Here is a 25,779-nt window from a genome sequence, read left to right as displayed (position 1 = left end):
ATAAAAACTTGGTTCAGGAAATGCGCCGCAGGAAGTTCGTCCAGCGATGGTCAAAACCGGCGGCAAAGCCGTTCCACTTGCTGACGCAAAAATTGTTGAGATCCGTCGTTCAGGAGAAAAAAATCAGCCCGGGCCGCTTTCTCTTCGATGGGCAGTTGGCGGGAAATCCGTTGAACGATTTCCGCTTCGGACAACCCCCGCCGCAGCAGCCGTCGGCGCTGAATCTCGGCGCTGGTTCCTACACAAACGGTCAAGTCGAAAGATTGTTCAAGTTTTTTCTCAAAAAGCAACGGGATTTGCACCACCCAGGAAATATTTCCCGTTTCCGTCATCTCCCGCTGCCAACGGTCACGCACCAGCGGATGAAGGAGCCCTTCCAACCACCGGAGCGCATCCACCTCGCCGAACACCCGGGCCCCGAGCTTCCGCCGGTCGATCCCTCCCCGCTCATCCAATACCCCCGGTCCGAAATATTCCGCGATCTCCCGCCGGACCCGTTCGTCGGTCGCCAACAACTCATGAACCACCGCGTCGGTGTCGACCGATCGAAATCCGGCCTCGACGAAAAAGGCTGCCGCCGTGCTCTTGCCGCACCCCATCCCGCCCGTAAGTCCCAACTTGATCATTTCCGACTTCACTCCCGTGTAAAACCTCCCCCGAAGCGTCGACCGAACGAATGTCCGGCGGAACCACCCGCCGGATCAGAGGATCTCATGACTTTCATATCGGAATTCAAATAAACGGTCCAACGACGGAAACAATAAACGAAGGTCTTTCGAATCGACGGAACAGGGGATCGACCATGCGCCCGGCATGCCCCTCCATTCAATCCCCGGAAATCCGGCGCCTGACAATGAAAAAAACGACAAACCACCCGCCAAATTCCGGCGGAGGAGACCGAATCGGAACGCGCGACGATCCGGCGGTCCGTTCATCCGGTCGCCGCTTCCTTGCAAACCACCCGGCGGGCGGTCGCCAACCGTCGACGATTTCGCCGCGATCGCGCGTCCCGACGCTTTTTCTTGTGCGGCGAATCCGCTTCTGCAATGAATCGGCTGTGGGACCGTTCTTCGGCCCCGCGCTTGTTCTTCATCCATGAGAGTCAAACCCATCCTTTCGAGTCCAACATGCTTCTCGCCCTGATCCGCCGGCTTCTGTTATTCCTCTCGGTTTTATTTCTCCTTAGCTTCGCCCTGATTTTCGTTCACGCCCTGCACGAAGGGAAACCGCTTTCGTGGATTCCGGCCGTCGGTTCCGGAGCGGCCCTCTTGGTGGTGGTGCTTTCCTGGTGGGTCCTCGTACGGACCGATGATTATTTGAATCCCCGGGACGCCCGGTGGTTTTACCTGGGAACGGCGCTCCTCACCGCGCTGCTGGCTGTGCCTCTCCTCGGCTATTTCACCTTCTCCTCCGATTATCCCCGCTCCTATCTCCTCTATTTCGGGGTCCTGCCCGCCATCATCGCGGTCGTCTACGGCCTGTTGGCGTTCACCCGCATCCGCGAAGCCTACGCCCTCCCGCCGCACTACCGCCCGGAGCCCCATCCCATTTTGCTCGGTCTCCTTCCCGCGGCCGCCTCGGTCCCACCGCTCCTCCTGGCGGCCGTCCTTTTATTGGCCGCCACTCAGGAGGTGAAGTTCGAACCCCTGTTCGACGCCTCCTTTCCGGACCGTCCGGCGGCGTCGGCCACTGCCACGCCTGAGGCTGCCCAGGCGATTTTCGAGCGGGCGAAGTATCAGCAAAGCCGGGACAACTACCAACGTTCCTACGATCTGTTCCGCCAGGCCGCCGAGCTCGGGCATGCCGAAGCTCAACACGAAACCGCCCGGATCCATGCCGGCGACGGTTACTTGCGGAATCCCGAGGCGGCCATCGAGTGGTTCGAACGGGCGCGGGCCGGAGGCCATATCCCGGCCACCTTCGCCCTTGGCAGCATTTACCGCCACGGCCGTCTCGGTCAACCGCAGGACTTCGACAAAGCCTACCAATACTTGAAAGAAGCGGCCGAGAACGACTACGCCGAAGCCCAGCGCGAAGTCGGCCACCTTTACAATCGCGGCGCCGGAGTTGAAAAGAACGTCGAGTCGGCCTTCCACTGGTTTCTCCGCGCCGCACTCCAGGACGACGCAATCGCGCAGAACGACGTCGGCATATTTTACCTGCACGGCGTCGGGACCGAAGCCGATTCCGACGAAGGCATGCGCTGGATCAGCTTGGCCGCCGAGCAGGGTCTAACCGTCGCGGAATACAATCTCGCGCGCGCCTACTACGCCGGGGAACTGGTCCCCCAGGATCACGCCCGTGCCCTCGCCTACTTCACGAGATTGGCCGAAAAGGAAATTCCCTACGGATTCCGCATGGTCGGGATGTTGAAACTTCATGGAAAGGGGGTCGAACGAAACGAACGGGCCGCCTTCGAAGCCTTCGTCGAAGGATTGAACCGCAACGACCCCGAGTCAACCTACCAGGCGGCGCTCTGCCTCCTGCACGGAATCGGGACAGAAGCCGATGCCGCACTGGGACTGGAATGCCTGGAAGCCGCCGCTTATCTCGGTCACGCGGAAGCCCAGTTCCACCTCGGAAAAATTTACCTCGAAGGAAGGTTGACCCTTCAGGATCGGACGGACGCCGCGTTTATGTTCAAAGCGGCGGAACAGGGGGGCGTCGAAGCCGCCGGAGCCGCGTTAGCCGAGCTCAAGCCGCAATTGAGCGACGAAGAGATCCGCTTGATCGAACGGCGTTTCCGCCGGCTGGAACAGGCCTTGAACGGCGGGCGGTGAGCCGACTCCGCCCGCCGTCGGCCAAATGACACGATCAAACCTCGCGGCCTCGCCCAAATGAAAATGCTTTCCCTCTTTACAGGGGCGTGGTTTCAGGTAAGTTTTCCGATCATGTCAAGCACCGCTCTGCCAATTCTCGGATTTGTTCAGAACCTGAGCCCGATCCAGATTCTCGTCGTCGTCTTCCTGATCCTTCTTCTCTTCGGAGCGAAACGCCTTCCGGAACTCGGTCGCGGGATGGGGAAATTCGTCCGCGAGTTCAAAAAGACCACCCACGAAATTGAAGAAGACATCCGCTCGTCCCTCGACGACGAACCGGCTGCTCCCCGCAAGCCCGAACGCGCTCCCAACACCGAAGCCCGTAAAGTCGGCTCCGAATAACCCGTCCCTCCACACCATCCCGCCTATTGGCCTCCTCCGGCACACTCCCAACCAGCCGAATCTCCCTTCCCTTCGGGTCGCCCCGGCCCGAACCGCTTTTCTTTGCCGCCGAGCCACAAGCGGGCGTCCATCCCTACCTCGTGCCCATGCCCCCCGCCTGGTTGCCAATTCCCCCAAAATCAGTAAATTTTAACTACATGCATGTTTGAAGTCAGAGAAAAACCGAAATTAGTCGAACGGGCCCTTCTGGTAGGAATTCAACGGCCCGACATGGTTCGCGACGAAGCCCGCAATCTTCTCGATGAACTTGCCGAATTGGTCCAAACCCTCGAAATCCCGGTCATCGAACGCACGATCGTCAACCTTCGGGAACCCCATCCGCACTTCCTCATCGGCTCCGGCAAAGCGCAGGAATTGATCGCCCTCGTCAAAGAACAGAATCTCGACGTGATCGTCTTCGATGACGATCTCTCCCCCGGCCAACAGCGAAACTGGGAAAAGGAGGCCGGCGTTTGCGTGATCGACCGCCAGGAGGTGATCCTCGATATTTTCGCCCAGCGAGCGCACACCCGCGAGGCCATCCTCCAGGTCGGACTCGCCCGCATGGTCTACTCCCTTCCCCGACTGAAACGGGCCTGGACCCACCTCAGCCGTCAACGAGGCGGCGGCGGAACCGTTGTCCGGGGCCAAGGGGAAACCCAGCTCGAAAGCGACCGACGTCTCGTCCAGGACCGAATCAGCCGGCTCAAGCGCGAACTCGCCACGGTCATCAAGCAGCGCGACGTCCAACGGAAACGACGACTCAAACGCTCCGTGCCGACCACCGCCATCGTCGGTTACACCAACGCCGGCAAATCGTCCCTCCTGAACGCCCTCACCGGAGCCACGGTCCTGGCCGAAGACAAACTCTTCGCCACCCTCGACCCAACCACCCGCCATCTCGGTCTTCCCGGCGGTCAAAAAATCCTTCTCACCGACACCGTCGGATTCGTCCGGCGCCTGCCGCACAACCTGATCGACGCCTTCCGGGCCACCCTGGAAGAAGCGGTCGTCTCCGATTTCCTGATCCATCTCGTCGACGTCTCCAACCCGGAAGCGGAAAGCCACCACGCCACCACGCTCGAAGTGTTGAAGGAACTCGGCGCCGACACCAAACGGATCATCACCGTTTTCAACAAAATCGATTGCACGACCGACCCGGAACAAGTCCAAGCGCTCCGACTGATCTACCCTGACGCCTGTTTCCTGAGCGCCCGGACCGGCGAGGGCCTCGGCGGGTTGATCGACCGGATCGAAGAGATGCTGGCCGACGACCTCCATTCGCTCCACCTGTTGATCCCCCATTCCCGTTACGATCTCGTCTCCCGACTCCATCGCATCGGTTGCGTCCGCACCCAGGCGCCCCACGACGACGGCGTCCTGATCCAAGGCCATATCCCGCCCGAGGTTTACGACGAGGTCGAGCATTTCGTCATCGAACCCCCCGAACTGGCTACCGCCTGATCCTCGCCGGCACGCACCGTGTTGCTGCGGGAACGAAAACTGAAAAAGAAACTTGCGTCTCGCCGGAACGGGGCCTTATTTCTTTCCGTTTAATCTCAATCCATACATTCAAATGTCGAGAATTTGTCAGATCACAGGAAAGCGCCCCACCAAAGGCAGCATCATTCACCGCAAGGGGCAGTCGAAGAAAAGTGGGGGAATCGGCACCCACGTGACCAAGGTGACCAAACGGAAATTCCGCCCAAATCTCCAGCGCGTCCGCGTCCTTCTTCCCAGCGGCCAAGTCAAGCGCATGCTGGTCGCCGTCAAAGCCATCAAGGCGGGCAAAATCACCAAAGCCTGATCGTCTCGCTCAGCTTGTTTTCATGAAAAAATCCGGCGCTTTTCGAACGCCGGATTTTTTTCGTCCCCACGCCCCCGGACCATAGCCGATGGATTCAAAGGTCCGGGCTTCGTTTCCGTTTCGGTTTCTCCTTTACCCGAAATGATTTACGAACCAAAGAGACCGATCCTCCCAGGACGAAGAGGAACAGTAGAAGAAACGGAGTCACCCGGATCGTGACGCCCAACGGCAGCATCAGGAGGGAAACCAACAGGAATCCGACCACCGCCACCACTCCTCCTTTCAGAAAGTAGGTGCCGGCTCCGGATCCGCGACTCAAGCGATAATACCGGTAGCGGGGAGGACCCCGTCGTTTCCACTCGGGCGAATCGTCCGCAATCAAAACCTCCTGGGCCAATTCGGCATCGGTATCGCGCACCTGCAATTGGAGGCCGTCCGAGTCATCTTTCAAAGTCACGGGAATCCCTGCCGCCTCCAGCAGCGCCTTCGATATCAACGCCTCCTCCTTGTTCGTGTAGGCAGAAATTGTAATCATCGGTTCACCTTGCATTTGTTTCGTTAAAGTTTGCGTGTTCCATCTCCCGACGATTGGTCGCATCCCCCACCGATCCAAAAGCCCGCGGGAAAGGAACCACGCACTCCCGATCTGGTCTATACCTGCAATAAATCTCTTTTTGAGCGAAAGTCATTCTCGAATTGGCGATTTCACGTGCCGGATGGGTCTCCACCTGTTATCTTCCTTTTAAATCCTTTTAATTATGAAAATTATTCCAAGGTTGTTGCTATTAACCCTCGTCGTTGCTTTCCCATTCTCAAGCAATATCCATGCCAGCGAACGTCCGTTGACCCCCTTCGAACGGATCGCCCACCGGCAAAACGAAGTCCGGATCGACGTCACCGACGCCGACGCCAATCAATTGATCCCCCGGATTCTTGAGCGAACAGGTCTCCAATACACCTTTATCCGCAGCCCGGAGGAGCGATTGATCTCAATCAAGACGAAAGCCCAGGCGACGCTCGTCCTTGAAACGGTCGCCTACGCTGCAGGATTCAATATTCATCGAAACGGCGATTATTGGGTCATTCACCCAATCACTCTTCAGGAGGATTTCATTCATGATTAAGAAAACCGCCCTTCTTTTCAGTGCATTTTGCATGCTGGCCCCGCTCGGATCGACCGTCGAAGCGGCCAAGGTTTTAAACAAAGAAGCCGTGATCGGTGCAGCGGCCGGCGGCACCGCCGGCGGGATCATCGGACACCAAACCGGGCACAGGACCGAGGGGGCGATCCTCGGATCAATCGCCGGCTACGCCATCGGCTCGACCGTCCACCGACAAAAACAAGACCAGCGCCGCCTCCGGCACGACCAATCCCATTTGCAACAACAGGTGGCCCGTCAGTCCGAAATCATTGAATCGGTCGCCGAAACCGCAGCTCCCCCTCCCCGTCCAGTCCGCCCGGAACTGACCGATGCGGAGCGCCAACAATTGCTCCTCCAAGCGAGTCCCTTATTCACCGTCCGCCGGAACCCGGCGGAATAAGAGGAAGCAGGCCGCTCCCGTTCCCGCACGAGACTTTGTCACTTCAGACGAAGTACAGTTCGGTCTTTCTCTCCGCCTGCCATTTGAATCGATTGCAACTGACCCCGCCGCCCAATTCGACCTCCCCCACCGGCTCGAGGCGTTCGCCAGAGGCAAACCGCGCCCGCGCTCCCGGGGCGAAAGCCGCGTCGAGCGTCACCGGTCGGGCCGACGGTATTTCCAGGATCAACCGCCATCCGTCCGCGTTTTTGCTCAATTCCAACGTATAATCTCCATCGGGCCCGGGACGAACGCCTCTCACAAAATCCAAAGAGCCGGGCTGGGGGACCAGATAGACCGTCCGAAAGCCGGGCGTTCCGGGCTGGATTCCACACAAACCCTCCAACAACGCTGTCGGAATGCCAAGCCCCGCCCCCTGGGCGACGGCCCGCGAGTTGCGGCAACGCCAGGAGCCTGTCGTGCGCTCGCCATGCAAACACCAGGTCTCCGGCCAGGTTTCCAATCCGCGACGCTCGATCTGCCCTAGCCGTTCATGCATCCAGCGGATCGCCAATTCGGGTCGGCCTGCACAAAAGAATGCCGACGGAAGATACTCCCATGCGGGGGATGCCTGACCAAACTCCTCACGATTGACCGACCAGCGTTGGAGCGCCGACTGGATCATCGCATCCGGAGCCAGTTTCCACTTCGCAATCAGACTGTTGGCGTGTTCGCTGCAATGCCTTTGCCGCTCGCCATCCACAATGGCGTCGACAAAAACTCCCCGCTCTGGATCAAACCAATCAGGAATACGCGCCTTCATCCGAAGGGCATGTTCATGCCATTCTGCGGCGTCGACTCCGATCGCGTCGGCCAGTTCCGCGGAGCAGCGCAACGCTTCAATCGCCATTGCCTGCAAGGGCAAAAATACTCCACGTCGGTCCATGTGCCCCCAATCGAAGAATACATTATACGGGGGCAGGACGATCCGGTCATCTTTACCAAGACAACTGATCATAAGCTGTAAGAATCGTTCGAGTCCGGACCACATGCTTTCAACCAACGTCTTGTCGGCGAAAAGCCGGTAATGCTCCCACAGGCGAAGCGGAAGCGAAAGGGCATGGTCAAAGAGCGACGCACGATCGGCGTCGTGACCAGGATAACTGTATCGATATTGGCCGGTAGCGTGCTGCCCTTCGGCGACATTCGCGAAATACCGGCGCAAAATAGCTGCGTCACCAAAGCAACTGGTAATGGCCGAAAGAATACTTGAACAGTCTCCGAGATATTGTTTTCGTTCGCGGGACGGATTGTCCATCGTTCGATCCACCGTATTCAGGTCTGCAGTACGTTTTACGATTTCGAAAATCTTCTGCAATTTTTGATCATTGCTGACGAACTCTCCCCTCGATTCAAAATGATTCCCTACCGCCTCGGCCCAAACTGAATGTAATATCAGCGGCTCCCGCAGGTTCCGAAACGTGAGCTGGATATAACGAAAGTGATGCCAATCAGCGGTTTCCCAAGTCTGGTTCCCGGAACGCGCGATGTAGTGATTCGCGGTGGCGGAGCGATTTGATACGAATGGGACTACTCGGTTATCTTCGAGTTGATAAGCGTATCCAACATCAACGCTGCCTCCTGTAGTATCTAATCGAATACCAATTCGAGCATTAATCAAGCGACCAAAATCCAGCACAATAGTGGCGTTGCGAAGACCATCAAAGGTTTCATACGGTTCTTCCAGCGACGAGTTTCGAATCGTTACCGAACCATTTCCGCTGAGCAGCCCTTCGACGCCTTCGATAGAGGTTTTTTCCACAGGAAACACCGGCTCCAGACTCATCCGAACGGCTGTGTCTTGCGCTTGCGCTTCGCGGCGCAAAATCACTTCGCCCACCGTTTGAACGGCGACGGGCAAGAGTCGTTCGCGCCGAAGCGGACGGGTCTCGCACGGAATCAAGTTTACCCAGGGATAAAAACGCGCTTGGGGTTGGGCCGCCGCCCATAGCTGATGGGTGGACGCGATCACGCAGGCTGCGGCCGGCCAGCCTGAGGCATCGAATCCAGGCGAGGTCCAACCGGGAGTATCCTGGTTGGCGTCAAAAAACTCCGGCCACATGGAGTCACCAAATTGAACGCTAGGCTTGATGTAAGCTCGGCTGCGCCGGGCACGCCATCGTTCATCGGTGACAACCTCTACCGCTCCGTCGAGTTCCAGTTGGCAAAGCAGTCCCCGGGCATCGGCGTGCGCGGTGAACGCGCCGCGCTTGGTGGCATCATGATAAACCCGCACCGCCACACAATTCACCCCGCCGGCTATATGAGAGGTGATGTCATGTGTTTCGTATCGCTTGAACCGCGGATCGGAGATTGGAGGCCCGTAGGCGATGAGTTCCCCGTTGATCCAAACCGTGGCGTCTCGTTCAGCCGCAATTCGTAAAAGCGCCTGTTTCGGCAGCTTCGCGACTTCGAACTCCCGACGGAAGGAGACATAATCGTGTATTCCCTCCGTCCCCTCACGCGTCCAAATCCACGCCGCCCGCCAATCGGCCGACGGAAACGCTTCCGCAGCATCGGCCATGGGCAGGCGCGCCACGTTCGTTTCGGAAATATCGTGTTTCGTTTTCATAATTTCCCGCTGTTCTAAATACAACTGATCATGGCTCGGATCGAACCCGCAAACGGCCGAACCCACCACCGGGTAAACGCAGGATGCTTTCCGGATTCAACTGCAGGCGCAGATTGCACTGACCGTATCGGTCATCAACCGAAAACACCTCCGACTCCACCACAAAATTCTTCGAAGCCGCCTTCAATCCTTCGACTTGCCCAGGTGCGAGACCGTCGAGCTCGACCGCACACTCCACTCCATTCGCGATCTCAAGGGTCGGAACTTCCGGCCGACTGTCGCAGGGCCGCACAAAATTTCGTATCTCGATGTCCCTCACCGTCAACGTCAAATGCACCAAGGCATGTCCGTTCCTGGACGGAAGTTTATTCACCTCCACATCATCGATGCTTACCCCTGAAATATTCCCTTTGCCCGGCGCGAACCGCCAACGATTCAAATTCAACGCGTAATAACGGCATCCTCCGCGGATCCTCCGAATCCGAACGTCATCCACTGCCGCCTCCTGACTCAAAATCCGCACGAAGGTATATGCATCTTCGGCGGCCAGATCTTCCACTTCGATGTTCCTGATCGGCCCTTCCTTCAATCCAATATTGAACGGACGGGTGACGTCGTCGTTGGCGTTGATCGCAACCAGATCGTCATTCGGACAACCGGGGCCGACCCCGCTCAAGCGCCGTATCCGGCCGTCCTGACAAAACCCGCCGATGTGAATACCATCCTGATTGGGCCGGAGATGAGGAGCTTCAAACTCGATATCTTCAATGGTGAAACCGCGCACCTCGCCAAGCCGAATCGAGAATGTTTCCGCGTCCCGCACCTTCAGGTTCCGAAGCACGAGGTTGCGAACGTTCACAAAACAGATCGTCACTCCGGTGTAACTATCAGGTTCCCCTTCAGGACCGCGGGGATTGCCCGGATTGTTTCCGTCCCAGATTCCGCCTTCAACGGTGATGTCGGCATTCCCCGCTTCCGGATCCTCGTTGGTCAACAGAAAGACACTTGGATCTTTTCCACTCCCATCCGCCAAGCGAATATGGGCCTTTGAATCCAGTCTCAGATGCGTCCCCGATCGGATCTTCAATGAACGATCGATTTGGTAGAGACCCGGCGGAATCTCAACCACCCTGGCCCCGCTGTCGAGACCGCGTTGCAAAACCTCCCAGGCATTCACACTTTCCACACCGGGCAACTCAACGCAATATTTATCGGATTCATCACCGTCCATAGCGCAACCTCACTTCCCCGCGCTCCAACCGCCATCGATCAAGAATGCCGTTCCGGTGACCATCTCCGAAGCGTCGCTGGCCAGATACACCGCCGAGGCGGCGATCTCGTCCGGACGGATCATCCGGCCCGAGAGTTGGGTGGCACTCATCTCGCGATACGCGGCCTCGGGATCCGGATATTCCGCAATACGGGCTTTTACAAAATCGGTCTCCACACGTCCCGGGCAAATGCAGTTCACCCGCACCCCGTCGGCCGAATGATCCAGGGCCAAACTCTTGGTCATGCCGACCACGGCGAATTTTGTCGTGCAATAGGCCAACCGATCTCTGATGGCGATCACGCCGCCGATCGAAGCCATGTTGATGATGCATCCGCGTTTGGCCGCGATCATTGCGGGAAGAAACGCCTTGGTGACATTGAAGACACCCCGGACATTGACCGCGAACAGCCGATCCAAATCGTCGCCGGTTGCCTCCAGCATGGTTCCGACAGCACCGATTCCGGCATTGTTCACCAAAATATCCAAGCTCCCGTGCCGACCATTCAACTCGTCCCCCAAGGCAAGGCATGCCGCCAAATCCGCGACATCCAGGCGAACCGGTCGGGGTTCCCCCCCTCCTTTCGACCGCAACTCGGCCGCCAGCGTTTCGACGCCATCCAGATTCTTGTCGGCCAGATAGGTCGTGGCTCCCGCCTTACAAAAAGCGGTGCCGATCGCCGCCCCGATTCCGGATGCGGCGCCGGTGACGAGCGCATGTTTGTTTTTCAATTCGAATATCATCGATTACGGGGTCAGAACAACTTTGATGGCCCCATCGCGACGGGTCCGCGAAATTTCGACCGCTTCGGTGAAATCCGCCAAAGCCAAACGATGGGTGACAATCCCTTCCGAACGAACCAGACCACGTTGATGCAGGGAGATACATTCCGGCCACATTCCCGGGGCGCCCAGGCAACCGAAGATCGAGATCTCCTGAACGACAAGGGGATCGAAATCGACATCACAGATATCGCCAGCGAAAAGCCCTGTCATCGCCACCCGCGCTCCGGGAGCGACAATCGACGCGATCATCGGCCAAACCGATTTTCGTCCCACCGCTTCAATGACAACATCCACCATTTCCCCTCCCGTCGCCGCTCGGACTTGTTCTCCGACATCTCCCTTGCGATAATCAGCCACCGCGTCGGCTCCCAGCTTAATCCCAGCCTGCAACCGGGAATCGCTCCCGCCGACCAGGATGACCTGTTTCGCTCCATAGGCTTTAGCCACTTGGACCGCGAACAAACCGATCGGACCGGGTCCCATAACGGCGACCCGGTCCGCGGGCGAAATCCGGATCTTTCGGGCCGGATTCACTGCAATACCGGTCGGCTCGATGAAGGCTGCCTGCTCGAATGACAAACCATCGACTTTATGCAGGAAATGTTGTGGATAACTGATGTATTCAGCCATCCCCCCAGGTTGATTCAGCAGACCCGTCTCGGACCGGTCCGCGCATAGGTGATAGTTCCCGCTCAGGCAACGTTTGCATTTACGGCACCCGATCGAACACTCCCCGACTACCGCGTCTCCGGGTTGAAACGCGGTCACGTTGGAGCCCGTTTCCACAACCTCCCCGCTCCATTCGTGGCCGGGGGTAAAGGGGTATTTCGCGAGTCCGCTGGTCAGATAAAACATCGTGCCATCAAAGAGTTCGACGTCGGTACCGCAGATCGCGACGGCTTTGACCCGGATCAGGACATCGTCCGGACCGGGAGTCGGATCTGGAACATCTTCGTAGCGGGCGTCCCGGGCCCCATGAAGTCGAATGGCTTTCATGCGATCAGGCCTCGAGTTCGACCGGGTTCACCAAACTCCCGATACCTTCGATTTCAATCGACACGGTATCCCCTGGTTTTAGCCAGCGCGGAGGCTTCGCCGCCATTCCGACCCCCTGAGGCGTTCCGGTCAAGATGACCGTCCCCGGCAACAGGGTCGTGCTGCCGCTCAGAAACTCGATCAAGGCCGCCACATCGAAAATCATATCGCTCGTCGTCCAATCCTGAACCCGTTCCCCATTTAACACCGTGGCGATTTTCAGGGCATTCGGATTAGGGATCTCATCAGTCGTCACCAAAGCGGGGCCGAGCGGACAAAACGTATCGAAAAACTTCCCACGGCACCATTGCCCCCCGCATTTCTGAAGTTGCCAGTCCCGGGCGCTGACGTCGTTCGCGCAGGTATATCCGAGCACGTAATCAAGCGCCTTCTCATGTGAAACGTTCTTGCACGGCTTCCCGATCACCACCGCCAATTCGCATTCATAATCGACCTCCTCGCTGGCCATCTTGGTGGGGATGAGGATCGGATCTCCCGGATTCTGCAAAGTATTCACTCCTTTACAAAACAACACCGGCATCTCCGGCACCTTCATGCCGCTCTCCGCCGCGTGTTGCTTGTAATTGAGGCCGATGCAAAGCACGGCGGACGGCACCACGGGGGCGAGGATTTTCACCACCTCCGCCGATTTGTTACTCACCTCGAAGTCACCGAAAATGTCTCCGGTGATCCGCAGGTATTCGCCGCCACCTGCCTCCTTGGCATAATGAATCTCTCCTTGTGGATCTTGATATCTAACTATTCGCATATGTATTCGTGTTTGGAATGTTCAATAAGTCACCCGCCCCCCGGAAAGATCAAAACAGAAACCGGTGGAGAAGCTGTTCTCCGGCGAGACAATAAACGCCGCCATCGCCGCGAATTCATCCAGCTTGCCGCATCGCTTGGCGGGAATTTTATCGGTCATGTATTTCACTTGCTCCGGCGGCATATTATCCACCAATTCGGTCCGGATCACTGCGGGCGCAAGGGCGTTGATGGTGATTCCCGTCTCGGCATACTCCTTGCCTTGGACTTTCGTCATCCCAATCACCGCCGCCTTGGAAGTTGAATACGCAAGCATCCCGGCGTTTCCTTCCTTGCCCGCGATCGAGGCTATGTGCAAGACCCGCCCGTATTTTCGCTTCAACATATGGGGCACCACTCCCTGAAACGTGTGGAGGCAACCGATGACGTTCAATTCCATCACCCGCTTGAAATCCTCCGGATCGACTTCATGACTCTTTATGTTGGTCCGACCCGTCATGCCGGCCGAATTCACCAGAATGTCAATACGTCCAAATTCCTCGACAACGGCAGCGATCGAGGCACTCACCTCCAACGTGTCCGTGACATCTACTCGAAAAACGCGGCTCCTCTCTCCAAGGGCTGCGCGCGACCGTTCCAGTTTCCCGGCATCGATGTCAAACAGCGCCACGAATGCGTTCTGTCGGACCAAGCGTTCCGCCAACGCGAAACCAAGCCCGTCGGCTCCGCCGGTGACAATCGCCACCTGGTCGAAAAATGTTCTATCTGTGATCATGAAGTCAGTTGGTCCCGCAATCCGTTTGGCTTGATTCGCCATCCTTTCCGCCGATCGAGCGCGAGGCATACGGTTCCCGACTGACCAGCAAGCTCGTCATTCCCAGATCCGCGAAAAGGTTGGCTCCGGTGATGGCCGACGAATCGTCGCTCAGAAGAAAGACGCAGCATTTGGCGATCTCATCCGGTTGGATCAGTCGCTTCCCCGGAATGTTGGCATTCCAGTAAGCCGTGCATTCTTCTTCACTGGGAGCGGCGGCGAGAATCTCTTTCCAAATCGCGGTCTCGCACAGGCCGGGCGAAAGAATGTTTACCCGAACGCCGAAATCCGCCAGTTCCACCGCCGCGGCTTTGCTAAATCCAACCACGCCCATCTTCGCCGCGTCATAGGGTGCCGCGCCGGCGAGCGAGGCGTGGGTATGCACGCTGGCAATTTGAACGATCGAGCCTCCTCCGCCTTGCGCGACCATCCGACGGGCGCAGAGTTGGGTCAGCAAAAAAGTGCCCGTCAAATCCACCTCCAGCACGCGGCGCCACTCCACCGGATCGATTTCAAGGAATGGCTTCACATAGTTGATCCCCGCGTTGTTGATGAGGCCGTCAATGCCGCCGAACTTCTCGACCGTCGTCGTGACCAATCGATTCAAATCGTCGACTTTGGTCACGTCGGCCGCGATCGCCAATGCCTCACCGCCGTCGTTGCGGATCCCTTCCGCCACAACCTCCACCCGAAGACCTTCCCGATCGGCGAGCACGACTTTCGCTCCCGCCCGCGCGCAAACCACGGCCGTCGCGGCACCCAATCCCTGAGCGGCGCCGGTTATGATGATCACTTTCTTCTGAAGTCTCATGACTGAATTGCGATCCGGAACTCGGGCGGGAGGTTTGCCACGAAGCAGTCGTTGGCGTAGGTCCGCTCCGGAAGGGCGATCAATACGTTCACCGGCGTTTCGCCGGCACAGAAGGGCGCGTGGTGCCAGGTCCCGGGCTTGAGCACGACCATTGTACCTTTCGGAACCCGGAACACACGGACTTTGTCCGCCGGGAAATCCACCCCCGGAGCTGTGGCTGGAGCGAAATGCATGATCGTATCCCCATCAAGAGGCAGCGCCATTTCCGCGGTTTGATTGTGGTATTCCGAAACATCCACGATCCACTCGCGCGGCTCCACCCGGCAGATCGAATACGACGCGATGGTGGAGGAACCGAACGTTTGGGTGATCATGTCGCGATAGAACTCGATCGGAGGAACGCCGAGTTTTTCCGTGGAAGGAGCCAACATATCGGCAAAGCCGCCGAACTCCCGAAAACTTTCCGGAGTCAGATTCTCTATGGTTTTTTTTAGCATAAGTAGCGAAAATGGGTCAATGAGCGAACCGGGAAAGCCAGGTTCGGTGGTCCTCGTTTGATTGAAGAAAGGCAGTGGTGACGGTGGTTTCCGTATATCGCTGGGGGCCAATGCCGCACAGAAGAGCGGGCGACCGATGTTCCATCTCGCCGAAGTTGCCCATCGTCCCGCCATCGTTGAAAAACTGGATCGCGTCGCCCTGGGAGTCCAAGGCGGCCAAGGGTGCGTCGCAATATCGCATCGACGAATGAAGCGGAAAGGTTCGCGTCAGCACCAGCATCCCTTCCTCCACCGGCCGGGCATAAGCGATCCGTCCGCAAATCGAACCGGGATTCAAGCCGAGTTTGAACATCGACCCTCCGCCGATCCTCAGACTGAACAGACCGGGACGCGCCTCCATTTCATCCGCCGGACACGGGTCGAAATAGTCGCGGACCACGGGCGCTCCGATCACCGGAACCCGCATTTTGCCTCCGAACGGAACCTGGAGAATGGACCACAAATCCACCGCCTGCCCGGGTGTGCCTCCTTGGATCTCCACCGAAGTTGTCATGCGCACACCGATACCTCCGCCCTCCTCCGCCAAGGTTTCCTCCGGCAACAGTTCGAAGGCCCGGGTGACCAGAAGATCGAGGCTCTTTTCCGAATGCGCCGACGCAAGATTCAAGGCCAACTCCGCGACGCACGAGACATCCTCTTTCTCCGTGACCCGCCATTCGTCCGGATCGAGTCCCGGCGGCACCTGGTAATGTTCGAAATCGACCCGGTCGGTTTTCTGCCAGAACCAATCCGATTCGGGCCCGATCCAAAGGCGTTCGCCGCCGAGATTCCAAGAGTGTTCGACTTCTGTCGGCGACCATAACAGATCGTACCCGTTTACCTTCATCCCGAGCAAGCGGCCCCGATCCGGCAAGATCTCCGCCAGCGCCTCGCCACGAGTCCAAATGATTGAAGTGGGGCGATTCATGATGAAATCTGGGCAACGGCGCGGATCGGCGAACCGTCGCGGCCTTTGATGTTGAGAGGGAATCCAATGAACGTGAAGCTCTCCGGCAACCGGTCAAGTCCGCGCAAGCCCTCGACGATCACGATTTCCAAGCCGGGAGCCAACAACACCAGATGGACCTCTTTCCATGACGTGCTGGGCGTCGGCGTATCCATCGCCAGCATACCGATCTTTCGCTCCGCAATCCACTTCGCCGCGTCCAAGGTCAGAGTCGGGAATTTTGAGAAATACTCATCCGTGCCGAACATTCGATCCCATCCCGTGCGGTAGAGGATCTTCGCCCCCGGCTGAAATTTGTCCGCATGCGGGGCAAGCATCTCCACCGTGATCGGGGTTTCGCCTTCAAGATTTCCTCCGGGAGCAAGGTCGACCAAGGTTGCCGGACCGAAGAATCGTTCGAGGTCCATCTCGTCGATCGTCTTGCCGTCGTCGTAGAAATGATACGGAGCATCCAGGTGGGTCCCTTGATGGGTGGCCATACTGATCTCCGTCATGTTGTAGCCGATAGTGGCGACACTGTTGTGGACGAGCACGCTGATTTTCGGATCAAAGGGAAAATTCTTTTGTCCATGCTCAAGGGGATGGGAGAGGTCGATTAGTTTCATAAGTTTTAGATTAACGGGTTTGCTTCGTCCAACAGTTGGATGACATGAGCCACCCGATAGGGTCGTTTCGTGAATTTCCGTCCGCGTTGCCACTGCATCATGCAAACATGATTGGAAGTGGCGAGAATCACTTCAGGCGCGCTACATTCTTCGAGGAAGGCGCATTTTTCTTTTAAAATCGCATCGGCGTTTTCCGGTTTCAGCAGGTTGTAGACGCCTCCCGAACCGCAACAGTCTTTCGCGCGGGGCGCGAATTCCCAATCGAGGCCGATGGCGTCCAGGAGGCCGGGGGCGATCGTCTCGCCTTGGCCATGGACCAGATGGCACGGCAGGTCGACGAAGACCTTCGCCCCTGTCCGGCGAGGCACGTCCATCCATTTCAATCCCGCCAGAAACCCGAGGACATCCTCTACTCGTTCGTCTCCCAGCGCATGCTTCAATCCGAGGCCGCAACCGGCGGAGTTGACCAATACCTTCTCCACGTCCGCTAGGTCGAACGCCCTCCGGTTTTGCTCGCGCAAGGCCGAGACCCCCGGCAGTCCGGTATGTTCAAGAAACGCGCCGCAGCATCCCTGATCTTCTGGAATCACCACCTGGACATTATTGCGAATCAGCACCCGCACCGTGGCGAAGTTTATCTCGCGAAAGAGTCCCTCCATCAAACATCCGGTGAGTAAGGCCACCTTTGGTCCATCCGGCCGGTGCTTCGCCATCAACCGCCGAGCGTAGGCCGCTGTGGTCTCGAACACCGCCGGAGATCCCGGAAATACCATCGAGTGCGGCAGCAATCCTTTCCCCCGCAGAAGTCGCGCCGGTGTCAGCAATGCTCCGAACCATCTCGGATGGCGAACCAGCCTGCCCGCAATCTCCACCGGCACCTCACTCCGTTTACCCCGCGAAACCTGAGACCGCCGAACCTGCTCAAGCATTTCCCGGTAAGGAACGTTAGCCGGACAAACAGTCTCGCAGGCCAAACACCCGACACACTCATCGGAGAAAAAATCAATTTGATCGTCTCTCTCCAGCCTGCCCGTCTCAACCGCTTTCCAAAGATACAGACGACCGCGGGGGGAATTGTTCTCCTCGCCCGTCAACCGGTAGGTCGGACACTCCTCCAGGCACAGCCCGCAATGCGTGCAGCTGTCCAACTGGGCCTTGGTCAGCCCGAGCGGCCCCACGGTTTCATCCCTCCCGGTTTTATAAAAGCTGACCGGGATCATTCAACACCCTCCGCTTCCATCACTTCGGTCCAACTGGACAATAATGTTTCCACCCATTCCTCTTCTTCCGGATGGGTCGGACGAAATCCCGGTGCCCGGACATGACCGCCCAGCGCCTCCGCCTTCGCCTGCCATGCATCCAAAAGTTCAATTCCGACCGCTTCGATCTCCTTCGGAAGATAAACCACCAAATAACCGACGGAGATTTCACAAGCCGTCCCCCAGCCGTGAATCCGTGCGATCTCCGCACCTGTTCGAGCGGCTTCACCCGGCGTTAGTTTGATCGCGGCCCCGATTCGGAAATTGGCCTGCCAATTGAGTTCCGTCGAAGTAACGGCCAATGAATGTCGCTCGCCCAATTCATTCACAAACCGGGCATAGGCCGCCCCTATTCCTGTTGGCGCATCATATTGCAGCTCTAGAAATCCCGACGCATCTGCCCCTCCAAAGATCAACCTCATCGCATCGATGACATGTCGCCAAGGCGAGCGAATCAGTTCCCGCCGCGCCGCATCGAGGTTGGAAAAAACCCCCGTCAATCGCCGAGTCTGAAAACTCCCCGCCTTGGCCCGCAGTCGCAACACATAATCGGTCGCCCGTCCAAACCGGGCCGGAGCATGCAAAAGGAAACGCATCAAGTCGTAGCCGGTCGAATTCTTTACCACCCGTTCCCCGATTCGAACTCGCCCGCCGTCCGGCAACTCCCAGTTCATTCCGAGAATGTTGTCGACGTAAGCACCGTATCGCGCGGAACGTGGCGCATACTCCAACATCGCCACCTGCTCCGACAAAGGCGTGGTTCCGTCGAGGAAGAGCGGAAAATAACAACCGGTTCCGTCAATCCGACTCTTCAGATCCTCCTCCAAAATCGCCGCCGGACAACAAACCGTCATATCGATCGGATCGAAGAATGGCTCAAACAAGCGCTCTTTCATGGCGCCGCCCCCGAACACCCTGTTCCGGCCCTGGGCCGATGACGCTTCACCCGAAAACTCAAAATGCCGCTCCGGAAAAATCTTCTCCGGGTTCAACTGATGATTCCCATTGAACAACCGTGGTATCGAAAGCTGCATTTGTCGTGCCCGGGGACTGAATACAAGATCCATATACTTCGATTTGTCGTTCCCAATGCCATGTTCGCCGGACAAGGTGCCTCCAAGCTCCGCCACCTTCTTCATGATTCGGGTGCTGATCCGCTCCACCGCCTCCAGATGGCCCGGCACGTCGGGGTCGAAGAGGAAATTCGGATGAAGGTTCCCGTCTCCGGCATGGAACACATTGATCGCCGGAAGACCCGCCGCATCCGCCTCCGCGTAGACCGTTTCAAGTAATTCCGCCAAATGGCGCTTCGGAATCACCGCGTCCTGTACCAGAAAATGCGGACTGATTTGCCCCAACAATCCCCCCGAGGACTTCCGGGCATGCCATAAGGACTTTCGCCTTTCCGCCTCATCGCTCCAAGCCACATCGTCGGACCCGCATTCGCGAAACACCGAGGCGATCGCCTTCACCCAGGAATCGGCGATCACCGCCGGACCGTCGATCTCCGCGAGGAGAAGCCAGCGCCCTTTGGGCAACCCGCAGGCCATCTGACTGTTCTCCACCAAATCAACACCCCGCGGATCGAGCAACTCCAACGCCGCCGGAAACACCGGGTGCGCCGCCAATCGCTGCACGCAGGAGACAACTTCGTCCAACTCCCGAAACGTGGCCCGAAACGTCCAAACCTTTTCCGGGGCGGGAACCATCCGCAGCCAGAACTTCGTGAATGTCCCGAGAGTTCCTTCCGACCCGATCAACAGTCGTTTCCAATCCATGGAGCAGCTTCCCGCCCCCCCGCCAGGACCCCCGAATTGCCGGACCGTGCCATCCGGAAAGGCGACCTCGACTCCCAGAACGTAATTGCTCGTGACGCCGTATTTGAAACAATGGATTCCCCCCGCGTTGCAAGCCACGTTGCCGCCGAGCGTCGACGAGAAACCGCTCGACGGATCCGGCGGATAATAAAGTCCCCGCGGGACAAGCATCTCGTTCAGCCGATTTAATACCACACCGCTCTCCACGACACAATACATCTCCTCCTCGTTGACCTCCAGAATTCGCCGCAACTTCGAGGTATGCACGATAACCCCGCCCTGCGGCGTCACCGGTCCGCCGGAAAGCGATGTTCCCGCTCCGCGGATCACGAACGGAACCTCTATTTTCTTCATCAACGAAACCACGGCCTTCAACTCGTCCGTATCCGCAACGATCAATACCGCATCAGCTTGATACGTCTTGTAACCCAATCCATCCGATTGATACCCCGCCAACTCCGTCGGACGCGTCAACAAGCGCCCTCGGGGACAGGCTTGGCGCAGGAGTTTTTCATGCAGCGGGATCAGGGTCATATCAGAATCCATTCAGACGAACCTTATTGTTTTTTGTCAATTAAAAACATTCAGGATCGTCGATCACTCTTTGAAACCCGGCAACATGTCGCCCGATCCAGAGCTCGGACGCGTCGGATCACTGCATAGCCCGCACCTTGCCAAACGCTCGAGATGGCTCGACAATCTCTGGAATCATCTAAGAATTGCCCCCTTCAATCCGCCACGCGCACGATCAGCTGATGAAAAACCGACACTCACCTCCGGCCGAGACTTCACCGCTGGTCGTCCAGACGATCGCAACGATTGTGGCTGGTTCTGAACGGGACGAACCGGGGGCCGAACTGAAAACGGAGCATTCGCTGAAGGAACTCTGCGGGGTGAGCCGCACCACGGTGCGGAAAGCGCTCGCTTACATGCACGCGCAGGGATGGATTCGCAAAGGGGATCACGGATGGATTTGGACCGCTCCGCCCGAAACGCTTACATTGGCCCAAACCGAGGTTGAATACCGGGGCCGCGAGGATCAAGCCCGCGCCTACTTGATCGAACTCCTCGCGTCGGGAAGGATCAAGCCCGGCATGCCGGTCACGGAGGTCGGCATCGCCAAAGCGCTCGGCATGAGCACGGTTCCGGTTCGCGAAGCGATGCGGTCCCTCGAGGGCCTCGGTCTACTGATCCGCCGGGAGCGCCGTTCCTGGCAAACCGCCAAATTGACCGACAACCAGGTCGCCGAATTGATGGAGGTCCGCCGCCTCGTCGAACTCCATTGTCTCGATCGATTGGCGACCGGTTCCAAGCCGGTTCATCTGAAAGCTCTCAACAAAATCCGGGCGTCGACGCAAAAGCTCCTGACTGGTGCGACCTTCGACCTTGTCAGCGGTTTCAAAGTCGACCGCGCCTTTCACGAGACCCTGCTCCACAGCAGCGAGAATCGGTTCCTGATCGAACACAATCGCTTTATCTACATCCTGATCGAATACGAGTTCGCCCACTCCGCCATGCCCCCAGCCCAACTCCAGGAAGGCCTCAAAGACCACTTGAAAGTTCTGGACGCAATCCATCAAGGCAACTGGAAAACCGCACGCAAAGAATTGCTCCGCCATTTGAATACAGCCGAGATCATGCTGCTCAAAGCCCTTCGCCAAAGTGAGTAATTCGTGAAACAGGCATTCCTGCCTGTTTTTTTCTACCACAGATAAGATTGTCCGTGCCACCGAAGACACGCTGCCGGACCTGTTGAAAATGGAGGACGGAGTCGCTACTCTGGAACAAATTCGCGACCGGCAAACTTCGGCCCGTCATTCACCAAATCCTGCCGATGCACACCGACGCGGAAGACGCCCACGCGATCCTTCAGAACCTGGAAAACATCGGCAAAGTTGTCCTTACACGAGAGGGGGAATCTTTTGGGGTCGGCGATATGCGATCAATGATTCTCCAGGTAACAGGTCTGCCCGACGCCCGAGTATGGCAACCCCGAGATCAGCCCTTCCGGCGACGGTGTCGCGGTAACATCGAGCTTTCGCTCGATGATTGGGGGGTTGGATACGGTCCCTCGGGCTCGTGCGGGCGAAACAGACGACCATCCGGCGAAAGCCGGATGCTACGGGAGGCGTCGTCATCCGGCGAAAGCCGGATGCTACGGGAGGCCATCGTGTCGCGGTAGCATCGAGCTTTCGCTCGATGATTGGGTTGGGGGCGGTTCGCGGGGGGGCGTGTGCGGCAAGACGGGAAATCATCCGGCGAAAGCCGGATGCTACGGGATCCGTCGTGTCGCGGTAGATCGAGCTTTCGCTCGATGATTGGGTTGGGGGCGGTTCGCGGGGGGGCGTGCGGGCAAGGCGCGAGATCATCCGGCGAAAGCCGGATGCCACGCGACATCGATCCCACCCGTCCAGGTTGAAGCCGGATTCGCCGACCAAAGATCCGTCCCCGGGAAGCTCGAACGTCGTTCGTTCCCGTCGACCTCCGCCTCCTCATCCGGTTTAACCCGATCCTCTAACTTCGATTCGTCCACCGACCCGAATCCGCAACGTCACCTCTGAAGCCCGTGCAGGCAGGGAGAATTAAACCACAATTCGGCGGCAATATCAGGAAACTTTGCTTTCCCTTCCGTGGTTAAAGCTTTCCACCAGTATAACGCCTCTTTTCAGGCTATCCGCTGAGCTGACCCGTTTCGATTCGCTACGGGTATCAATCTACTCTAAGGCGTCCATTGATTGGCAGCGCGCTCCCCAACTGTCCGCTCCAGCTCCAGGATCTCCCTCAACACGGGCTCAAACTGTTTTGCCAACCGGACGAAGCCGAGGTCCGTCGGGTGGAGATTGTCAACGCTGCCCTCTTCACCACCGGCGTGGATGACGTTTTCACTCGCGAGGTAATGCAGTCCGGTGACGCCATCGGCGACGAGTTGCTCATAGATGCTGCGGAGGGCCTTGTTCTGTGTCGCCGAACTGGACATGGTATAGTTCTCGACGAGCAGAATCGGAGTCTCGGGATGGGCCTTGTGGAGTTGACGAACGAACGGATCGATACGCTCCTCCATCATTGGAAGCTTCATGTTGGGGAGGCATTCCAGGACGTATAGCGAAGCGTTGATTTCGGTAATCAAATCGCCGAGTTCGGGTTCCATTTTGCCGGCTCCGCTGAACCCGAGGTTGATGACTTCACGATCGAGATGCCGCGCGAGAATGGAGGTGTGCCCCATGCCGCTGCGCGAAGCGCAGGCGCCCTGGGTGATTGAGGTGCCATAGAAGACAATAGGTTTCTGGCCGGCGGGACGGGCCGGAGCAGCAGAAACTTTCGCACCTTCGGGGAAGCCAAGTTTGAGTTCGGAAACGCCGTTATACAGTGGAAGGAACACGATATACTCGGTCTCCACGCCGGGGCGCGATCGAACAATTCGCCTCACGGTGCGAGTTTTATCGGGCCTGCCGGTGGCGACGTATTTCCACTCATCTTCGGCAGTGCGTGCATAAACGTCGAGCCCACTCACCCCCGACGCGGGCATATGCCACATACCGCCGCCACCATCCCAGTCGGCGTGGATTTCTTTGGCGTCGGTCACGAAGCGAACAGAGATGCCGGCACTGTCCTTGCTGAGCTTCCAGACATCTGGCGGAACAGTTGCCTTGGCACGGGCCGGGAGACGGTCCCATTTCCCCTCGGTGTCTTTGAACCCGCGCCCCTCGACGGTGAATTCGCGAGCGTCGTACCAGGTGAGGCCATCGGTGATCGCGGCCGGTTCGGCGACAGCGGTCAAACTGGCCAGCGGAAGCACCATGGCGGCCGCGTGGACGAAGGCGGAGATAATCGAGCGGTGCTTCATCATGTGGAAAGCCTTTTGAGTCCGACTTGGAATCTGTCTTCCGAAAATTGCGATGGGGGGCTCCGTGATTTGCGAGAGCAGTCGAGCGTCCGGTTTGGTAATCATGTCGTCTTCTTGAGTTGAAAGTTAGTGGATTCCAGTGGGTTTGTATAAAAGAAAGGAGAACTCCAGGAGGCGATGCTCTTGTCATTCTGATCGTAGAGTGCGGATTTCGCCCTACTCCCGGAAATGTCGCCTCACCGTCGTGGCTGCCACCTTCGGACACCGATAATCCGTCGAACATTTCTCGAAGCGCTTTAGCAAAGCAGCGGAAATCGGTCCTGATCGAACATGAGTTTGCAACTGGATAACCGTCCGCCGCGAACTCCGCCGCCACCTCGACACTGCAGAATCGACCTCAAGCCAAACCATTCGGCCGTTGACCGTCAGGGGAGTCTGTTCGACAGGGAGCCGACGAGACCGTCCCAAACCCAACGGTTTTCAACGAAGGAGAGATTCAGACCGTTGGACTCTACGATTAGAGTAATCTCCCTATCGACTACCAGAGAATACCGGCAAGAATCTTCCAATTAAGTTATCTCCCTCCCATGGGGTAACTGCCTAAATGAAGTTAAATCACCAACATCCAAGACTATGACTACTGAGCCCCTGCTTAACACACTCAAAACTCGTTCCTCCAACCGTCAAAAATCCGTCACAACCGCTGTCCTGCTGCTGATCGCATCAGCAATGGTCCCAGCCGCGGGTGCAACCACCCTGCTCAGCGAAGATTTCAGTTCAGGAATTAACAACTGGACCTTGATCTCCGGAGGATCAGGTTCCAGCATGACGTGGAATAGTGCAAGTACCGGATTCGGGACTTCCATGGTTTACCAAAGTTCAGCCAGCCAGCATTCCACCAACCATGGGAAAATGTATGTGGAAATAACTCCTCAAACACTACATGCGGGTGACATTTTGAGTGCGACTATTACCTTTAAGGGACTTGAGTATATTGCAAATAATAGTAACTTCTTTGGCATGGGCTTCATCAATGAGAGCTGGTTAGGACATGCGACCATCAACAGGGCTGATTCCCGGGAAACAGCAATTGGAGTTGAGGCTTTCGTGCCTTATGACGGTCCGGATAGTCTCATCGGTCATACCGGACCAGCCCCATATTCAGGTACAGCGTCATCAGGTGGTTCCCTATTTGCGTTTACGAATGCCAATATCAGTGATATTATGCATATCACGTTTTCAATTGAAGCTCTCGGCGGAGAAAACTATATGCTAAGATCAACTTATTTGAATACAGCGACCTCTGCGACCTTTAGCAATGAAGTTCAGATTGCCTCCGAGCTCGATACATTCAGCGCTTTCGTCATTGGCTATCAGCGCTCGGGCAACAACGGAAGGGGCTCATTTGAAATCGGCAGCGTGGACATCGGCGTGATTCCCGAACCCCGTTTCTACGGGGCGCTCATGAGCCTCCTCGCCATGGGCGCGGTCATCTGGCGCGGACGCGCACACGCCTGATTCAATCGTCCGCTGAATCTTTCTAAAGCGCCGCCGGGGGGTTCTTCGTTTCAAGACCGGCGGTTGAATGAGCTTCCGCTCGATGATCGCGTTGGGAGCGGTCCCGGGGGGGCGTGCGGGCAAGGCGGGAAATCATCCGGCGAAAGCCGGATGCTACGGGACGGCCATCGTGTCGCGGTAGCATCGAGCTTTCGCTCGATGATTGCGTTGGGAGCGGTCCCGGGGGGGCGTGCGGCAAGACGGGAAATCATCCGGCGAAAGCCGGATGCTACGGAGGCCGTCGTCTAGCATCGAGCTTTCGCTCGATGATTGGGTTCTCCGGGCGGGCGTGGGGGCAAGACGGGAAATCATCCGGCGAAAGCCGGATGTTACGGGAGGCCATCGTGTCGCGGTAGCATCGAGCTTTCGCTCGATGATGGGGTTGGGAACGGTTCCCGGGGGGCGTGCGGGCAAGACGGGAAATCATCCGGCGAAAGCCGGATGCTACGGAGTGCGGTAGCATCGAGCTTTCGCTCGATGATTGGGTCCTCCGGGGGGGCTTGCGGGTAAGGCGGAAGATCATCCGGCGAAAGCCGGATGCTACGGAGAC

General features: G+C 57.6%; 23 protein-coding genes. 8 read left to right on the top strand and 15 right to left on the bottom strand.

Going from position 1 to position 25,779, the window contains the following annotated elements; all coding sequences use genetic code 11:
• Positions 1–50: 50 nt before the first annotated feature.
• Positions 51–626 (bottom strand): dephospho-CoA kinase, encoded by a 576-nt coding sequence (gene coaE / locus ACWUI2_RS15290; protein WP_486983719.1) that lies wholly within the window; start codon positions 624–626, stop codon positions 51–53.
• Between the two features lie 420 nt (positions 627–1,046).
• Here coaE and ACWUI2_RS15285 point away from each other — a divergent pair, with 420 nt between their 5' ends.
• From ACWUI2_RS15285 to rpmB, 4 genes are all read left to right on the top strand, one after another.
• Positions 1,047–2,780 carry a tetratricopeptide repeat protein gene (locus ACWUI2_RS15285; protein ID WP_486983718.1) on the top strand — a complete coding sequence of 578 codons (1,734 nt, stop codon included), beginning with the start codon at positions 1,047–1,049 and terminating at the stop codon, positions 2,778–2,780.
• Positions 2,781–2,891: 111 nt separating this feature from the next.
• The gene (locus tag ACWUI2_RS15280) at positions 2,892–3,161 is read left to right on the top strand and encodes a Sec-independent protein translocase subunit TatA/TatB (RefSeq protein ID WP_486983717.1); all 270 of its coding nucleotides are present in this window, start codon (positions 2,892–2,894) and stop codon (positions 3,159–3,161) included.
• 201 nt (positions 3,162–3,362) lie between these two features.
• Positions 3,363–4,664 (top strand): GTPase HflX, encoded by a 1,302-nt coding sequence (gene hflX, locus ACWUI2_RS15275; RefSeq protein WP_486983716.1) that lies wholly within the window; start codon positions 3,363–3,365, stop codon positions 4,662–4,664.
• 112 nt (positions 4,665–4,776) lie between these two features.
• Positions 4,777–5,007: a 50S ribosomal protein L28 gene (gene rpmB, locus ACWUI2_RS15270; protein WP_486985072.1), complete on the top strand. Its 231-nt coding sequence runs from the start codon at positions 4,777–4,779 to the stop codon at positions 5,005–5,007.
• A gap of 94 nt (positions 5,008–5,101) precedes the next feature.
• Here rpmB and ACWUI2_RS15265 read toward each other — a convergent pair whose 3' ends face one another.
• Positions 5,102–5,542 carry a putative signal transducing protein gene (locus tag ACWUI2_RS15265; protein ID WP_486983715.1) on the bottom strand — a complete coding sequence of 147 codons (441 nt, stop codon included), beginning with the start codon at positions 5,540–5,542 and terminating at the stop codon, positions 5,102–5,104.
• Between the two features lie 223 nt (positions 5,543–5,765).
• Here ACWUI2_RS15265 and ACWUI2_RS15260 point away from each other — a divergent pair, with 223 nt between their 5' ends.
• Both ACWUI2_RS15260 and ACWUI2_RS15255 read left to right on the top strand, forming a co-directional pair.
• Positions 5,766–6,131, top strand: a complete 366-nt coding sequence (locus ACWUI2_RS15260; protein ID WP_486983714.1) for a hypothetical protein — start codon at positions 5,766–5,768, stop codon at positions 6,129–6,131.
• On the top strand, positions 6,124–6,549 hold the full coding sequence (locus tag ACWUI2_RS15255; RefSeq protein ID WP_486983713.1) for a glycine zipper 2TM domain-containing protein: 426 nt from the start codon (positions 6,124–6,126) through the stop codon (positions 6,547–6,549). The genes ACWUI2_RS15260 and ACWUI2_RS15255 overlap by 8 nt, the downstream gene beginning before the upstream one ends.
• 43 nt (positions 6,550–6,592) lie before the next feature.
• Here the strand turns inward: ACWUI2_RS15255 and ACWUI2_RS15250 are convergent, their stop codons facing one another.
• Genes ACWUI2_RS15250 through ACWUI2_RS15195 form a run of 12 tightly spaced genes read right to left on the bottom strand, consistent with a single transcriptional unit; the run spans position 6,593 to position 20,374 of the window.
• Positions 6,593–9,160: an alpha-L-rhamnosidase-related protein gene (locus ACWUI2_RS15250; RefSeq protein WP_486983712.1), complete on the bottom strand. Its 2,568-nt coding sequence runs from the start codon at positions 9,158–9,160 to the stop codon at positions 6,593–6,595.
• Between the two features lie 28 nt (positions 9,161–9,188).
• Positions 9,189–10,391, bottom strand: a complete 1,203-nt coding sequence (locus ACWUI2_RS15245; protein WP_486983711.1) for a glycosyl hydrolase family 28 protein — start codon at positions 10,389–10,391, stop codon at positions 9,189–9,191.
• 9 nt (positions 10,392–10,400) lie between these two features.
• A complete protein-coding gene (locus ACWUI2_RS15240; RefSeq protein ID WP_486983710.1) occupies positions 10,401–11,162 on the bottom strand; it encodes an SDR family NAD(P)-dependent oxidoreductase in 762 nt (253 codons plus the stop codon).
• 15 nt (positions 11,163–11,177) lie between these two features.
• Positions 11,178–12,212 (bottom strand): zinc-dependent alcohol dehydrogenase, encoded by a 1,035-nt coding sequence (locus ACWUI2_RS15235; protein ID WP_486983709.1) that lies wholly within the window; start codon positions 12,210–12,212, stop codon positions 11,178–11,180.
• A 4-nt stretch (positions 12,213–12,216) separates the two neighbouring features.
• On the bottom strand, positions 12,217–13,020 hold the full coding sequence (locus ACWUI2_RS15230; protein ID WP_486983708.1) for a fumarylacetoacetate hydrolase family protein: 804 nt from the start codon (positions 13,018–13,020) through the stop codon (positions 12,217–12,219).
• Between the two features lie 21 nt (positions 13,021–13,041).
• Positions 13,042–13,794 carry an SDR family NAD(P)-dependent oxidoreductase gene (locus ACWUI2_RS15225; protein WP_486983707.1) on the bottom strand — a complete coding sequence of 251 codons (753 nt, stop codon included), beginning with the start codon at positions 13,792–13,794 and terminating at the stop codon, positions 13,042–13,044.
• Between the two features lie 4 nt (positions 13,795–13,798).
• Entirely contained in the window at positions 13,799–14,644 is an 846-nt protein-coding gene (locus tag ACWUI2_RS15220; RefSeq protein ID WP_486983706.1) for an SDR family NAD(P)-dependent oxidoreductase, read from the bottom strand.
• Positions 14,641–15,141, bottom strand: a complete 501-nt coding sequence (locus ACWUI2_RS15215) for an ureidoglycolate lyase (protein WP_486983705.1) — start codon at positions 15,139–15,141, stop codon at positions 14,641–14,643. Before ACWUI2_RS15215 ends, ACWUI2_RS15220 begins: the two co-directional genes overlap by 4 nt.
• 16 nt (positions 15,142–15,157) lie before the next feature.
• Positions 15,158–16,108 (bottom strand): DUF6786 family protein, encoded by a 951-nt coding sequence (locus ACWUI2_RS15210; RefSeq protein WP_486983704.1) that lies wholly within the window; start codon positions 16,106–16,108, stop codon positions 15,158–15,160.
• Positions 16,105–16,752 (bottom strand): cyclase family protein, encoded by a 648-nt coding sequence (locus ACWUI2_RS15205; RefSeq protein WP_486983703.1) that lies wholly within the window; start codon positions 16,750–16,752, stop codon positions 16,105–16,107. Before ACWUI2_RS15205 ends, ACWUI2_RS15210 begins: the two co-directional genes overlap by 4 nt.
• Before the next feature lie 5 nt (positions 16,753–16,757).
• Positions 16,758–17,972, bottom strand: a complete 1,215-nt coding sequence (locus ACWUI2_RS15200; protein WP_486983702.1) for a (Fe-S)-binding protein — start codon at positions 17,970–17,972, stop codon at positions 16,758–16,760.
• The gene (locus ACWUI2_RS15195) at positions 17,969–20,374 is read right to left on the bottom strand and encodes an FAD-linked oxidase C-terminal domain-containing protein (protein WP_486983701.1); all 2,406 of its coding nucleotides are present in this window, start codon (positions 20,372–20,374) and stop codon (positions 17,969–17,971) included. The genes ACWUI2_RS15200 and ACWUI2_RS15195 overlap by 4 nt, the downstream gene beginning before the upstream one ends.
• Positions 20,375–20,583: 209 nt before the next feature.
• Between ACWUI2_RS15195 and ACWUI2_RS15190 the strand changes: the two genes are divergently transcribed.
• Entirely contained in the window at positions 20,584–21,498 is a 915-nt protein-coding gene (locus ACWUI2_RS15190) for a GntR family transcriptional regulator (protein ID WP_486983700.1), read from the top strand.
• 1,049 nt (positions 21,499–22,547) lie between these two features.
• Here ACWUI2_RS15190 and ACWUI2_RS15185 read toward each other — a convergent pair.
• Positions 22,548–23,777: an SGNH/GDSL hydrolase family protein gene (locus tag ACWUI2_RS15185; RefSeq protein ID WP_486983699.1), complete on the bottom strand. Its 1,230-nt coding sequence runs from the start codon at positions 23,775–23,777 to the stop codon at positions 22,548–22,550.
• A 528-nt stretch (positions 23,778–24,305) separates the two neighbouring features.
• Here ACWUI2_RS15185 and ACWUI2_RS15180 point away from each other — a divergent pair.
• On the top strand, positions 24,306–25,190 hold the full coding sequence (locus tag ACWUI2_RS15180; RefSeq protein WP_486983698.1) for a hypothetical protein: 885 nt from the start codon (positions 24,306–24,308) through the stop codon (positions 25,188–25,190).
• Positions 25,191–25,779: the final 589 nt, after the last annotated feature.

It is taken from the genome of Verruconatronum alginivorum, assembly GCF_056590205.1.
The sequence above is the reverse complement of the archived record's forward strand: the minus strand, read 5'-3'. Positions and strand labels throughout refer to the sequence as shown.